Source organism: Pseudomonas fluorescens (assembly GCF_902497875.1).
Classification (GTDB): Bacteria; Pseudomonadota; Gammaproteobacteria; order Pseudomonadales; family Pseudomonadaceae; genus Aquipseudomonas; species Aquipseudomonas fluorescens_BR.
Window position 1 is genome coordinate 118,244 of the sequence record NZ_CABVHY010000019.1, and the last position, 14,297, is coordinate 132,540.

At 56.6% G+C, this 14,297-nt stretch carries 13 protein-coding genes, 1 rRNA gene and 2 pseudogenes; 15 read left to right on the forward strand and 1 reads right to left on the reverse strand.

The annotated features are described in order from the left end of the window. Positions 1-6 precede the first annotated feature (6 nt). From F8N85_RS19775 to F8N85_RS19840, 14 genes and pseudogenes are all read left to right on the forward strand, one after another. A complete protein-coding gene (locus F8N85_RS19775) occupies positions 7-1,146 on the forward strand; it encodes a trypsin-like peptidase domain-containing protein (protein WP_150805214.1) in 1,140 nt (379 codons plus the stop codon). Between the two features lie 71 nt (positions 1,147-1,217). Continuing rightward, the gene (locus F8N85_RS19780) at positions 1,218-2,345 is read left to right on the forward strand and encodes a phosphoribosyltransferase domain-containing protein (protein ID WP_191636214.1); all 1,128 of its coding nucleotides are present in this window, start codon (positions 1,218-1,220) and stop codon (positions 2,343-2,345) included. Continuing rightward, positions 2,335-3,093 carry a trehalose phosphatase gene (locus F8N85_RS19785; protein WP_150805216.1) on the forward strand — a complete coding sequence of 253 codons (759 nt, stop codon included), beginning with the start codon at positions 2,335-2,337 and terminating at the stop codon, positions 3,091-3,093. Before F8N85_RS19780 ends, F8N85_RS19785 begins: the two co-directional genes overlap by 11 nt. After that, positions 3,086-4,180: a cysteine protease StiP family protein gene (locus F8N85_RS19790; protein WP_150805217.1), complete on the forward strand. Its 1,095-nt coding sequence runs from the start codon at positions 3,086-3,088 to the stop codon at positions 4,178-4,180. Before F8N85_RS19785 ends, F8N85_RS19790 begins: the two co-directional genes overlap by 8 nt. After that, positions 4,180-5,130, forward strand: a complete 951-nt coding sequence (locus tag F8N85_RS19795) for an HpcH/HpaI aldolase/citrate lyase family protein (protein WP_150805218.1) — start codon at positions 4,180-4,182, stop codon at positions 5,128-5,130. Before F8N85_RS19790 ends, F8N85_RS19795 begins: the two co-directional genes overlap by 1 nt. Further along, a complete protein-coding gene (locus tag F8N85_RS19800) occupies positions 5,127-5,846 on the forward strand; it encodes an HAD family hydrolase (protein WP_150805219.1) in 720 nt (239 codons plus the stop codon). The genes F8N85_RS19795 and F8N85_RS19800 overlap by 4 nt, the downstream gene beginning before the upstream one ends. A 39-nt stretch (positions 5,847-5,885) precedes the next feature. After that, the gene (locus F8N85_RS19805) at positions 5,886-6,470 is read left to right on the forward strand and encodes a TerD family protein (protein WP_150805220.1); all 585 of its coding nucleotides are present in this window, start codon (positions 5,886-5,888) and stop codon (positions 6,468-6,470) included. Next, positions 6,470-7,639, forward strand: a complete 1,170-nt coding sequence (locus F8N85_RS19810; RefSeq protein ID WP_150805221.1) for a TerD family protein — start codon at positions 6,470-6,472, stop codon at positions 7,637-7,639. The genes F8N85_RS19805 and F8N85_RS19810 overlap by 1 nt, the downstream gene beginning before the upstream one ends. A 46-nt stretch (positions 7,640-7,685) precedes the next feature. Continuing rightward, complete coding sequence (locus F8N85_RS19815) at positions 7,686-8,135, forward strand: tellurite resistance TerB family protein (protein WP_150805222.1); 450 nt, start codon at positions 7,686-7,688, stop codon at positions 8,133-8,135. A gap of 11 nt (positions 8,136-8,146) precedes the next feature. After that, positions 8,147-9,181 carry a TerC/Alx family metal homeostasis membrane protein gene (locus F8N85_RS19820; protein WP_150805223.1) on the forward strand — a complete coding sequence of 345 codons (1,035 nt, stop codon included), beginning with the start codon at positions 8,147-8,149 and terminating at the stop codon, positions 9,179-9,181. Between the two features lie 31 nt (positions 9,182-9,212). Further along, positions 9,213-9,788, forward strand: coding sequence for a TerD family protein (locus F8N85_RS19825; RefSeq protein ID WP_150805224.1), 576 nt, complete (start codon positions 9,213-9,215; stop codon positions 9,786-9,788). Between the two features lie 98 nt (positions 9,789-9,886). Next, positions 9,887-10,465 (forward strand): TerD family protein, encoded by a 579-nt coding sequence (locus F8N85_RS19830; RefSeq protein WP_150640893.1) that lies wholly within the window; start codon positions 9,887-9,889, stop codon positions 10,463-10,465. A gap of 263 nt (positions 10,466-10,728) precedes the next feature. Beyond that, a pseudogene (locus F8N85_RS19835) lies at positions 10,729-11,217 on the forward strand (TonB-dependent receptor domain-containing protein); the annotation flags it as partial. After that, positions 11,207-11,416: pseudogene (locus F8N85_RS19840) on the forward strand (IS5/IS1182 family transposase); the annotation flags it as partial. The pseudogenes F8N85_RS19835 and F8N85_RS19840, both read left to right, overlap by 11 nt. Before the next feature lies 1 nt (position 11,417). On the opposite strand, the gene F8N85_RS19845 reads toward F8N85_RS19840, so the two are convergent. Further along, the gene (locus F8N85_RS19845) at positions 11,418-12,413 is read right to left on the reverse strand and encodes a hypothetical protein (protein WP_191636215.1); all 996 of its coding nucleotides are present in this window, start codon (positions 12,411-12,413) and stop codon (positions 11,418-11,420) included. Between the two features lie 1,417 nt (positions 12,414-13,830). Here F8N85_RS19845 and F8N85_RS19855 point away from each other — a divergent pair. Beyond that, a 16S ribosomal RNA gene (locus F8N85_RS19855) occupies positions 13,831-14,297 on the forward strand; the annotation flags it as partial.

Here is a 14,297-nt window from a genome sequence, read left to right on the forward strand (position 1 = left end):
CAGGGAATGATGGTGCTAGCGGCTGGCGCAAACACCGCAATATCGGGAACACGGAGTGAATGGACTCTGGAATGCGGCAACTTCTCGGCTTTCGGGGAGTACGCGGCGGTTGCCATATTGCCGGTAGATGAGAAACGCCGCCCGAAAGGCGATCCGGCTCTGTTCCAAACTTCACGCGAGTGGATGGAGTGGAGTGGTACTCAGGAAAAAATCGGCTGCACCCTGAACCTGTCAGAACTCCCGGATGGTAGTGATCGGGTGCTTTTGGTCGTCTACACCTTCTCCGCAGCCGGTCCGGTCAGTGAACTACGAACTCTGCGTTTGCAGGTGGATGGCCAAATCGAATACAGCCTTGACCTTCGCGACAACGGCGAGTCTGCGATCATCATCGGCGAGTACTACAGCCGCAATCAGCAATGGAAGTTCCGCGCTCTAGCTGAGGGCTCCGCTTTTGGTCTGGCTGCGCTTGGCCGGCGGATCGGGCTGAGCATTGATGATGCGCATCCCAAAGGTCACCCCAATTTCTCTGAATCTGGTCGGTCTGGTAGCGGTGCTACTGGTACCGGCTTCGCCGTTTCCCAGAATCACATCCTAACCTGCGCTCATGTGATCGAAGGCATGCAGGAGATTCACATCTCCTCTTTTGAGGGCCGGTATCGTGCCGAGCCTGTCGTTGTCGATCTGCGCAATGACATTGCGCTGCTCAGGGTGGAGGGATCTCCGGCACTTCGGGCGGTGGCATTTAGAGAAGGGTTCGGCTGTGACCTTGGCGAACCTGTTATTGCGTTGGGCTTCCCGCTCGCCGGCCTCGCTGGCGGTGGCGTCCACGTCACCCAGGGCGGTGTGTCTGCTTTATTTGGCCTGCACAACGATTCAAGCCTGCTGCAATTTACTGCCCCCATTCAACCTGGGTCGAGCGGTAGCCCGCTTTTTGATTCCTCGGGTGCCGTGGTCGGTGTGGTGACTTCAACTTGCCCAGACACTCAGAACATGAATTTCGCGGTTAAGGGTGCGCTTGTACTGTCCTTCCTTGATGCCTGCCGCGTAGAGGCAATCAAAACGCCTATCGGCCGGACCTTCACCACTGCTGAGCTGGCTCGTGAAGCCCAGCCTTCTCTGTGGCGTATTGAGGCCAGAAATCCGTAACCCCACTTTGACTTGAACCCACGGAAGAGGCGTCAGGTTATCGACCTCCCGCCAATCTAGGAATGTTGTTCATGGAACGTAACGCAGCTACACAAACGCTTAGCGCGCAACTGATGCGCGGGCGACTCGAGGTCAAAGTAGATGATTCTGTCATCGCTCCCGACTCACTGTTCGGATTTGCCGAGCGCCGTAACCCGAAGCGTGCATTTCTGTTCGTGTCCAAAGTGTTGGGGCGTCACATCCCTGTACGACCGTCCATGATGGACGCAAGCTTCGAAAGTCTGGCCGCGGAAATTCCTGCTGACTTGCCAGGCCCTGTCCTCGTGATTGGCATGGCCGAGACTGCAGTTGGCCTCGGTGCCGGTGTTCATCGCGCCTTCAGCGTCACCCGCCCTGATACGGTCTATATGGTCAGCACGCGCCACCCGACGGGTACCGAACTGTTCGCTCGCTTCGAAGAAGAGCACAGTCACGCCAGCGCGCACCTGATCCACCTGCCCGTAGATCCAGATGTTCGGGAAATGATGTTGAATGCCCGTTCGCTGGTGCTGGTCGACGACGAAGCATCCACCGGTAAGACTTTCATCAATCTACACCGCGCTCTGGTCGAGGCTGGGCTGACCAAGGTCGAGCGTGTCGTAACTTGCGTTCTGACGGATTGGTCCGGCGGCGCAGTCCGCAACACCATTGGCGCATCTGCACATCAGGTTTCCCTGTTGCAGGGCTCGTACCGCTTCATCGAAGACGCCGACGCCCCCTTACCGCAAATGCCGTCCGTAGGCACTATCGCCGCTGGTGAGTGGCGGCTGTCGCCACGCAACGATTGGGGCCGTCTGGGCGTCCGCAATGTGGAAGACACCTTGGCACCGGACCTGCAGGTCAAGCCCGGTGAACGAATCCTCGTGGTGGGCACCAGTGAGTTCGTATGGCGACCATTCCTCCTCGCGGAGCGTCTGGAACGTGCTGGCGCTGACGTGCATTTCAGCTCGACCAGTCGCTCACCCATCGCGCTTGGTCATGCCATCGAGCACGCATTGTCGTTTTCGGACAACTATGGTCTCGGCATCCCCAATTTCCTCTACAACGTTCGCCCCGGTCAGTTTGACCGCGTGCTGATCTGCTCCGAAACCCCAGCGCAAGCCGTCTCTGCGGAACTGGTTGCTGCCCTGAACGCGGAGGTAATTGTCGATGAGCAGTAATCGCCCCCTGGTGTTGATCGATCTTGATGACACGCTGTTTCAAACCGCTCGCAAGATGCCGGAAGGTGCGCCACGCCACCCAGCGACTATCGACGTGCATGGACAACCGAATGGCTACATGAGCACCGTTCAGAAGTCTTTTGCCGAATGGTTGCTGGCGACCGCCGATGTAGTGCCGGTCACCGCTCGCAGCGTCGAAGCCTACAGTCGGGTGAAACTGCCCTTTAGTCTTGGGGCCATATGCTCCCACGGCGGAGTGATTCTTGGCCCTGATGGAACGCTCGATCAGGACTGGCAAGAGCATATGCGCGTGATCCTCGACGGCTTCCAGAATCGCCTACCGGCCCTGAGCGAAGCAACGCTCGCAATCGGCAAGGAGCTTGGCATATCGCTACGCGGGTGGGTTGTCGAAGAGGAAGGTTTGCGCAACTACGTAGTGACCAAACACAACGAATCCAATGACGATGTACTGAATAAGGTTCTGGCTGAAGTCCAAGCCCGGGGCCTGTTGGATGGTATGCACATCCACGGCAACAGCAACAATCTGGCATTCCTGCCGGCTGGTTTGTCGAAGCGCGTGGCTGTTCAGGAATGGCTGCGCCGTGATCGGGAAGTCAATGGCGAACGTCCGGTGATGGGCTTTGGCGACAGCATTACCGACCTGGGCTTCATGGATGAGTGTCACATGTGGGCCACCCCGGCGCGTAGCCAACTGGCCAAACTAGTGGTGGGCGTGATCAATGGCTAATTTTATTTGCGACCTCAAAACCGTGGGAAGCGGTAGCTATGTACCTGAAGACGTTCACTTCCTGCTCCAGCCAGTGCAGATGGAAGTAACGGATGTCGAAGAGAAAGAGCGTCTGATTCAAACGAAGCAGAAGCACTACTCCGAGATGATCAGTCTGGAGAGCGCTCCGACTGCCGTTCACAAGGCGCTATACGAGCAGGCACTTGCGCAGAATGGCGCGCGTATGGCCACGGACGTTCAGTCCCTGGCTCTGGCGTTAAATGAAGCCTGCGCCGGCGGCTCCATCGTGCTGGTGTCCTTCGTCCGTGCAGGTCTCCCGCTTGGTGTACTGCTGCGCCGCTCGCTCATCGAAATGGGCCGAAACGCCTACCACTATGGAATCAGCATCGTCCGGGACCGCGGGATCGACACCGTTGCGCTGGAAGCGATCATCCAGGCACATGGTGCCGAGAACATCGTGTTTGTCGACGGCTGGACGGGTAAAGGTGCGATCTCTGGTGAGATCAAGCGAAGCCTAAACGGCGACTCGCGCTTCCCGACAGAGCCACGGTTAGTGGTGCTGGCCGACCCTTGCGGCCGAGCTTGGCTGTCGGCTTCGGCAGAGGACTGGGTAATTCCATCCGGCATTTTGGGTGCCACTGTTTCCGGCCTCGTATCGCGCTCTATCTGGCCTGCCGATGGCGGACTGCATGGTTGCGTGGTCTACGACCACCTGCATGAACACGATGTGACCCGTGATTTCATCGAGCAGATTGAGGCGAAGCGCCAAGCCTTGGGACAAGTAGCCCACGCGGCGCCGTGGACAGTCAGTCAAAGACTGGAACTCCAGGCAGCCGCCTCAGATGTGGTCGAGTCGTTGGCCATACGCTTTGACATCACGAATTTGAACCGGGTGAAACCGGGGATTGCCGAGGCAACCCGTGCCGTACTGCGCCGCGTACCTGACCAGGTCCTGGTCCGGGACCGCAGCGACAGTGACGTTCAGCTGCTGCTGCACCTCACTGAGGGGGCGGGCGTTACCGTGGAGGAGGTCGGTTCCGATCTGGGGCCTTACAGAGCGGTGACTATCATTCGGAGCTTGAGCTGATGAAGAGACGTTCTCCATACGCCCTTGGGGCCACGCTCTATATGCCGGCTACGCGAGTGGATCTGCTTGACGTCGTTTTTCGCATGAAGCTGCCAGAGCTTCGTTCGTTGGTGGTTTGCCTGGAAGACGCAGTGGCGGACATTGATGTCGACACTGCGCTGCGCAATCTGCATAACCTGCTGACGGCGATTAACCAACGTGGTGGCCGCCCGGCGGATGGTCCACTGTTGTTCGTCCGTCCCCGAGATTCGGAAATGGCGGCCGTATTGAATGAATGGCCGCTGATGCGGCATGTTGACGGGTTCGTCGTCCCAAAACTGACGCTTCGTAACTTGGTCGCATGGGAGCAGGCGGTAACCAACCCTGACTTGTTCCTCATGCCGACCCTGGAAACTCACGACGTATTCAATCCGGGTGCGATGGTCGAATTGGGCCAGGCGCTCAAGGCAAACCTGGACCAGCGAATCATTGCCCTGCGCATTGGCGGGAACGATTTGATGGGGTGCTTGGGCCTTCGGCGCAACCCGACCACGACGCTGTACCAGACCCCGATGAGCTTCGTCATACCGATGTTGGCCGGGATTATGGGCTCGCAGGGCTTCGCCCTGACCGCCCCTGTATTTGAGCAGCTCGCTACACCGGACTTGCTGAAAGAGGAGCTGGAGCTGGATATCGCCCATGGCCTTGTAGGCAAGACAGCGATTCATCCAAGCCAGATAAGCATCATCCAGGACACGCTGCGCGTTAGCCTCGAAGACCTGAACAGCGCGAAGTTGATCGTGAGTGACATTGCCCCGGCCGTGTTCAAACACAACGATGTGATGTGCGAGCCTGCGACCCATTACAGGTGGGCAGTCAAGATCCTCGAGCGTGCGCAGTGGCACGGCGTGAAGCAAGCAGAAGTTGGCAGCGGTGAGCCGCCGATTCGCCTGGCCGAGGCAGCTCGATGACACAGCAATTGCTCGAGGCCGATGTGCAAGGGAAGAAGGTGCTGTCGGTCTTTGACTTCGACGGCACCCTTACCCGGCATGACAGCTTCGTTCCATTCCTTAAGTTTGCTTTCGGAAAGCGGGAGTTCAGCCGACACATGCTGATGCTCGCGCTGCCTGGCATTCGTTTTCTCGCGCGGCGAATGACCCGCGATGAGCTGAAAGCACACTTGGTCAGTTCGTTTCTGACCGGCGTGTCGGCGGAATGGGTACAGCGGCAAGCCGAAACATTTTGCATGGTGTTTTGGACCCGGCTGATGCGCCCTTCGGGGTTATTATCGCTCGCCGCCGAGATTGAGGCCGGTGCAGTGGTAACTCTGTGCTCCGCTTCTCCCGCCTTGGTGCTTCAACCTTTCGCTGATCGCCTTGGCGTCAAGCTGATCGGCACGGAGCTTGAGGTTGTCGATGGTTTGCTGACCGGGCGCATCACGGGCAATAACTGCAGGTGCGAGAACAAGGTACTCAGGCTTGAGGCTGTCTATGGACCGCTGAGTCAATACCAGCTTAAAGCATGGGGTGACACCCGCGGCGATCACGAACTGCTGGACGCGGCACAAGAGGCACACTGGCGACATTTTCATCCTGCGTGGCGTCGTGGACGTCTGCGGGGAGCCAAAGTCGGGAATCAAGGTGTGAGCGATGTTGCGCTCAATAAAACAAGTACCGGTCAATCCTGATCACCACGCGAACACTGAAGATCAACAAGGAGCGTAACGATGGCACTTACCCTGAGCAAAAACCAATCCATCTCCCTGGAGAAAACTGCTGGCGGTGGACTGACCAGTATCAGCCTCGGCCTCGGTTGGGATCCTGTGAAAGCTGGCTTTCTCGGCAAGTTGATGGGGAACGGCGGCGAGATCGATCTTGACGCTTCTTGCATCCTCCTCGACAGCGACCTGAAATCAATTGATTTGGTCTGGTTCCGTCAACTCAAGTCCCAGGACGGTTCGATCAAGCACTCCGGCGACAACCGTACCGGTGACGGTGGTGGTGACGACGAAACCATTCACGTTGACCTGCAGCGCCTGCCTGCGGCCGTCAAGTATCTGGTGTTCACCGTAAACAGCTTCACCGGGCAGACTTTCGAGAAAGTTGAAAACGCTTACTGCCGTATCGTGAACGCCGGCAACAAGTCCGAGTTGGCGCGCTTCAACCTGTCGGAGCGTGGCGGTCACACCGGCATCGTCATGGCGAGCCTGGTACGCGAAAGTGGCGGTTGGGAGTTCAAGGCCATCGGCAAGGTTACCAATGGCCGCACTGCTGACGATCTGGTGAGTCTGGCTGTTCAGGCGGTGCGCTGATGGCGACTCTCGTACCTGGCGGTAATGCGCCGGTTGCCACCGGCCAGCTTCGCGTCGATATCAACTACTCTCCGATTCCCGGGGCCGAAATTGATGTCTCGGCCTTCATGCTGGGTGCTGCAGGCAAAGTCCGCGGCGACGGCGATATGTGTTTCTACGGCCAAACCAGTGTTCTGGGTAGTGCGGTGCAGATGACTGAGTCGTCTGCCGGTCGCGCAGTGTTCACCCTTGACCTGAGCCGTCTGGAGCCTGCTGTCGAGAAAGTGGCTTTGACTGCCACGATCTACGAGAACAAGGCCAGTTTCGACCGTGTCTCGCAGCTCTCGGTAGCGGTGACAGGCGGGATTGAAGCTCAGCTTCCCACAGGCGGCATGAAGGAAACTGCACTCATCCTCGGCGAGTTCTACCGCCGCCAGGGCGAGTGGAAGTTCCGTTGCGTGGCCCAAGGCTTCGCTGGCGGACTGGAACCCTTGGCCAAGCATTTTGGTGTTGAAGTCGCTGCCCCGGCACCTGCGCCTGCTCAAGCCGCTCCTCAGCCTGCACCGGCCCCGCCGGCTGCACCGAAGTCTTCGATCAGCCTGAGCAAGGTCACCCTCGACAAGACCCGCTCCTCGATCAGTCTCGAGAAAACTGCGGCTGGTTTCGGCGAGATCAAGGTGAACTTGAACTGGAACAAGGGCAACGGTGGCGGTTTCTTCAGCCGTAGCAAATCCATCGATCTCGACGTTGGCTGTCTCTTCGAACTTCAGGACGGTCACAAGGGCGTGGTTCAAGCCTTGGGCGAAGCATTCGGTAGCCTGACGCACGAGCCCTACATCCAACTGATGGGTGACGACCGGACCGGCTCTGTTGCGGGAGGGGAGTGGCTGCACATTAACGGGACGAAGTGGAGTGAAGTCCGCCGCATCTTGATCTACGCCTTCATCTACGAAGGGGCACCTAACTGGAAGGAGACCGATGGGGTTGTGACTATTTACATCCCTGGCCAACCAGACATTGAGGTACGCCTTAACGAGGAGGGTGGGCGCGACGGTATGTGTGCTATCGCCATGCTTGAAAATGTCAACGGCGCCGTCAAGGTCTCTCGGCGGGTGGACTTCCACCGAGGGCATTCCGCGGTGGACAAAGCCTACAGCTGGGGCATGAGCTGGAAATCCGGCTCGAAATAGACATCTCGGCGGGGTCCTCTGGCCCCGCCTTTTAAGGGGAACTCAAATGCTTGCATGGCTTAAAACGAACGCGGCGAAGGCTCGTGACACGCTGACCACTGAGGTCGCGAAATTCAAGAATCAAAAGTTCATGGATGCCACCACCGCTGGTTGCGCAATTGTCGCTGCGGCTGATGACGACATCTCGGCGGTTGAGAAGTCGAAGATGGTTGGATTTATCACCAACTCGCCTGAACTGAAAGTCTTCGACCTCAAAGACGTGATCAATTCCTTCAACGACCACTGCACGAAGTTCGAATTCGACCTACAGATTGGTCGGGCTGAGGCTCTGAAGGTTGTCGGCAAGCTCAAAGGCAACGATGGCGCTGCTCGCCTGTTGGTACGTGTCGTATGTTCTGTCGGCGCGTCGGATGGCAACTTCGACGACAAGGAAAAAGCGGCCTGCCGTTTGATCTGCCTTGAGCTGGGTCTCAACCCAGCTGATTTCGAACTCTAAGGAGCGGTACCGTGGAAGCTACTCAAATCGGATTCCCTCCGCTTACCATGGCGGTATTCGTCGGGATCGCGCTTGGCGCGCTTCTACTCGATATGGTTACTCACCGTGGCGACAAGCCAATTTCGCTGGCTAAAGCTTCGGTATGGTCGGTGTTCTGGATCGCCATCTCGCTGGCGTTTGCAGGCTTCCTGTACGTCCAACATGGTCCGGAAGTCGCCAGTCTTTTCGTAACCGGCTACGCCCTGGAGAAAGTCCTGAGCGTGGACAACCTGTTCGTATTCATGGCGATTTTCGCTTGGTTCAAAGTGCCGGATGGCCTGCGCCATCGGGTTCTGTACTGGGGCATCATCGGCGCTATCGTGTTCCGCGGTATTTTCGTTGCCATCGGCACCGGCCTCTTGGCCTTCGGACCCTGGGTCGAGATCGTATTTGCGGTGATCGTTGCGTGGACTGCAGTCATGATGTTGCGCGCCGGCGGCGATGACAAAGAGGAAGAAGACTATTCCAAGCACATGGCGTATCGCTTCGCGCAGAAGCTGTTCCCGGTATGGCCAAAGCTGTACGGCCATAACTTCTTCGTGACTCGCAAGGCCCTGCAGGTAGAGCTCAAGAAGCCAGAAAACCAAGGCATGACTCTGGCGGCAAAGGGCACAATCTTCGCTACCCCGCTATTCCTTTGCCTGGTGGTTGCTGAAGTTACTGATGTGCTGTTCGCATTTGACTCCGTTCCGGCGGTTATCGCGGTGAGCCGTGAGCCCCTGATTGTCTATTCGGCCATGCTGTTCGCCATTCTTGGCTTGCGGACCATGTACTTCGTCCTCGAAGCTCTGAAACGCTATCTGATCCACCTGGAGAAAGCGGTCGTCGCACTGCTGTTCTTCATCGCAGTCAAGCTCGGCTTGAATGCGACTGACCACATGTTCCACCATGGCTATAACATTGACGCGAACACCAGCTTGTTGATCGTTATGGTTGTCCTGGTAATCGGCGTCGTCGCGAGCTGGATTTTCCCTAAAAAAGAAGAAGCTCAACCTGAAAGCAACTGAGCAATAGCATCCACCACAAGGAGCTCTACCCATGGCACTGACACTTCAAAAAGGCGGCAACCTGTCTCTGACGAAAACCGATGCGAGCTTGAACAAGCTTCTGATCGGTCTGGGTTGGGATCCTCGCGCCACTGATGGCGTTGAGTTTGACCTGGACGCCAGCGCCTTCCTCCTGGGTGCAAACGGCAAGGTACGCAGTGAAGCTGACTTCGTCTTTTACAACCAGCTGAAGAGCACCGACGGCTCGGTTGAGCATGCCGGCGACAACCGTACCGGTGCTGGCGATGGCGACGATGAAGTGTTGAAGGTCGACTTGAGCCGCGTTCCGGCTGACGTAGACAAGATCGCATTCATCGTGACCATCCACGATGCAGAAGGTCGCAAGCAGAACTTCGGCCAAGTGGGCGGCTCGTTCATCCGCATCGCCAACGAAGTGACCGGCGCTGAAGTCGTTCGCTACGACCTGGCCGAAGATGCCTCGACCGAAACTGCGATGATCTTCGCAGAACTGTACCGCAACAACGGCGAGTGGAAATTTCGCGCCGTTGGCCAAGGCTTCGCTGGCGGCCTGAAGGCGCTTGCGAATTCGTTTGGCATGAATTTTTAATCTGTGCCGTTGGACAAGATTTCGCTAGCGGCCTAGAGTCGCTGGCGAGATCACCGGCATGAAAGCTTGATCGAACCCACGGAACAAGGAATCTGAAAATGGCTGTAAGTCTGTCTAAAGGCGGTAACGTCTCGCTGTCGAAAGAAGCCCCGGGCCTGACCGAAGTAACCGTTGGCCTTGGCTGGGACCCACGCGTTACTGATGGCTCCAAGTTCGACCTCGACGCTTCGATCTTCATCGTTGGCGAGAACGGTAAGGTTCTCGACGACAATAGCTTCATCTTCTACAACAACAAGAAGTCTGCCGACGGTTCGGTCGAGCACATGGGCGACAACCAATCGGGCGACGGCGAAGGCGACGATGAACAAGCCACTGTCAAGCTGAATGGCCTGGCTGCTGCAGTGAAGAAGCTCGTCTTTGCTGTGACCATCCACGACTCGGTAGAGCGTAAGCAGAGCTTCGGTCAGGTTTCCAACGCCTACATCCGCGTTGTAAACAAAGCTGACGGCAAAGAGCTGGCTCGCTATGACCTGAGCGAAGACTCCTCAACCGAGACCGCCATGATTTTCGGCGAGCTGTATCGCAGTGGTGAAGAGTTCAAGTTCAAGGCGATCGGCCAAGGTTTCGCCGGCGGCCTGAAGCCTCTAGCTGAATCCCACGGTGTGAGCATCGGCTAACCCGAAAGGGTTAATAAAGCCCCCGGAAACGGGGGCTTTTTCTTGTCCTGCAGAAATGCCAGAGCGCCGGCGATCTGTGGGCTAATCAAACCGCGTCACTCCATAACCGTCCGCCCAGCGCCCTCTCCTGACTGCTACCAAAACTAGCCAAGATAGTGTCCACCATTTTTGATCTGATCCCGAAAGCTGGACGATTTTCTATCCTGAACCGGCCGTCGCCCCAACTTCCCGTTGGACTTCAAACGCCAAGTCGTCGAGGCCACCTGCATATGGAAGTGACCAGCTATGGCGCGGTCACACCCACCAGCCCGGCCTTCTTCGAGCGTACCTGGGAGCCCGTCACCGGTCGCATCGGTTTGGTCTATGCTTTGACTCCAGCCGTCCACGTCTACGTGCAATACGGTACTGCGGCCGATCCACCGGCTGGCTCACTAGCCTCGGCGACCTTTTCCCAGGCGCAGAACGCCGACCTGACCACCGGCGAGCAGGTGGAGGTCGGCAGCAAGTTCGACTTCCTCGACGGTCGTAGCTCGGCAACGCTCGCCGTTTACCAGATCGTGCGCAAGGATTTCTCGGTCACCGACCCCAATAACATCAACAACACCATCCAGGCCGGCCAGCAGACCTCAAAAGGCATCGAACTGGCGGGCAATCTGCAAGTCACGCGCAAGCTGATGGCCGAAGGAAACTTCGCTTACGTCGATGCGCAGTACGACGACTTCAGCGAGAACGTCGGGGGCCAAGCCGTATCGTAGCGTCCATGAAGCCGCTCGTGGTGTGGCTCGGCGCATATCAGCGACGCCGGAGTACGTGTGCTCTCGCCACGAACGTAAGAAGGTCGAAATGCTGTTCGCTCGCCTCAAACGTATCTTTAAAATGGATCGCTTGCGGCTACGTGGTCTGAGTGGCGCGACCGATGAATTCACGCTGGCCACCCTCGGAAAACACTAAACTACGAAACGCCCGCTGAAAATCTTAGCCAATCTGTTGCATCGACCGGTTGAATCCACAACCCATTGTGTGTTTCCTCCCATGTTACGCGGAGCATCTGCTCCATACGTTGGCCGCCCAAGTAGATTAAGCCTTTGCAGATCGCCGTTTCCCGTAGAGGCAAGGTATCCAAATGACGTAAAAGCTCACCAAACTCTTCTGGAGTAAGGGATTCCGTCTGGCCACCGCAGGTATTGGCTAAGGTCGGAACCCTTGTGGCTGGATTTACACAAATATCAAAGATTTTCGAATTGCTGACATCGCGATCCAGAGAGAGGTGCGCCTTGCCCGCGTAGTTGAACGCTGCTTTTAGATAGCGGTGGACACTGGCAGCTGTTGATCGCATATCAGTGCTGGCCGCTTTCGCTTTTCCGATGCCACGACCTTTCGGTTTGCGGGCGAGCAGGGCGCTCATCACCAAATGAATGTCTTCGCCGGTGTTGGACTTTGCCGACCGAACCATCAGATCGGGGTGATGCTTGATCACATGCGTCTGAAAAAGACGCTCGACTTCTTCCGCTTTCACCTTCTTACGGGCGGTCAGATCTTCGGTATAAGCATTCAGGAGTTCTTCAAAGCTTCCTTGCTGCGTTGTAGCCTTTTCGGCGAGCGCTACCGCCTGCCGTTTTGTTTTTTCTTCTGCGGTTCGAGCAGCCAGGTAGGTCTTTACGTCTCCGTGCTCTGAGGCAATCAAGGCCATCTCTGCCGCTTTGTCGCGTATCTCGGACAGTATCAGTCCCGAGGCTCTGGCACTCAATCGATATTGGCCGAGAGAAATCATCGTGTCCTTTGCGTTGAGCCGGTAGCGGAAGTAGGCATTGATCGTGCCGTTCTGGCTACGTTTGAACAAAAGGCTGCCCCGGGACCGGCCAGGCAGACTTTCCGTTATCTTAGAAGCTGGCGGCATGCCCTTGAGCTTCTGATCGTTCACGCTCTTGTCGGCAGTATTCGTGGCCAATTCTAGTCCCCACTTTGGTCCCCACTTCTCATGATGCAGAGCGCTACAAGGAGAAATCTCAAGATACAAGCAGAATAGATAGGCCCTTGAAAAGCGGTACCTTGTGAGCGATTCGGAAGCGAGCAGAATCAAGCAGACTCACCAAAGCATATGCCTCCTAAGGGGAAGGTTGGCAGTTCGAACCTGCCCTGGGACACCATATTATTCAAGGCTTCCAGCGGTCTGGCTGGTTGTCGTTCCAAGTGGCTATTTTGGTGGCTACTTCGAAAAGCCCGCCTCCGTTTGATTCCTGCTATTCCCGACTGCCTGTCTTGCCTGTGCATGCGAGCCCTGCGCTCGCTTAAATGTGTGCGCCTTGGCTGAGTGTAGGGGGGAGGCGACCGGCTTTTCTGTTCTGTCACCGCCTTCAGCGTTTCGTACGATCCGAGTCTTGTTTGTGGCGCTCTGCCTGTCCAGCGTCGGCTTAGACGGATTCGAGCGTCTGTACTCAGCCAGTTCTCCCTGAAAGCTGTTACTCATCATTGAATGGGTCGAGTGTGAGAGGGGTGGCGATTGCTCGTATGACATTCGCCTTCTGCAGCCTCAGTGCTTTGGTTGCGGAGTTGGGAGTAAAGCTCATCTCGCTCGTTGCCTGGTGTGGTGCGGGCCTCGTCGCGCGCTTAATAAGGCAGGCAAAGCTACGAGAGGCTGTAGCAACCTGCATTCCTCTGGGTCAGGTGACGCCCGTCAGGCTTTTCCGAGTCGGCAGTGCTTCTGAAAAGCTGGCTTTGGTTCTCTTCTATATAGAGGCGCTGACTGCGCTTCTATATAGAGGGGGGGGCAAAACCCGGCGCTTTTCGGGCTTTTTCAGGCTTATCGATAGAAAGCCTCAATTAGGGCTTGACGGCAGATCCTGGAAGTCTATAATTCGCCCCACTTCCGGCGCAGTCGAAACGGAAAACTCCTTGGTAAACAAAGAGTTACGCGGTTTTCGACAGCGAGCTGCTTCAGTTCATCGAAGCCCAGAAGGAGTTGGTAAGGTCGGCGGGTTTGGCCCTATTGACGGTTCGATCCACTCGGTCGAAAGCGGTGTAAAACAGGTGTTGACAGCAGCGAGTAACGCTGTAGAATTCGCCTCCCGCTAACGAGTGATCGGAAGCGCCAAGTGGTTGAAGTTAAAAAGGAAACTTTGAAAACTTCTGAAAATAACCGCTTGACAGTAGCAGAGGAAAGCGTAGAATGCGCGCCTCGGTTGAGACGAAAGATCTTAACCAACCGCTCTTTAACAACTGAATCAAGCAATTCGTGTGGGTGCTTGTGGAGTCAGACTGATAGTCAACAAGATTATCAGCATCACAAGTTACTCCGCGAGAAATCAAAGATGTAACCAACGATTGCTGAGCCAAGTTTAGGGTTTCTTAAAAACCCAAAGATGTTTGAACTGAAGAGTTTGATCATGGCTCAGATTGAACGCTGGCGGCAGGCCTAACACATGCAAGTCGAGCGGCAGCACGGGTACTTGTACCTGGTGGCGAGCGGCGGACGGGTGAGTAATGCCTAGGAATCTGCCTGGTAGTGGGGGATAACGTTCGGAAACGGACGCTAATACCGCATACGTCCTACGGGAGAAAGCAGGGGACCTTCGGGCCTTGCGCTATCAGATGAGCCTAGGTCGGATTAGCTAGTTGGTGGGGTAATGGCTCACCAAGGCGACGATCCGTAACTGGTCTGAGAGGATGATCAGTCACACTGGAACTGAGACACGGTCCAGACTCCTACGGGAGGCAGCAGTGGGGAATATTGGACAATGGGCGAAAGCCTGATCCAGCCATGCCGCGTGTGTGAAGAAGGTCTTCGGATTGTAAAGCACTTTAAGTTGGGAGGAAGGGCATTTACCTAATACGT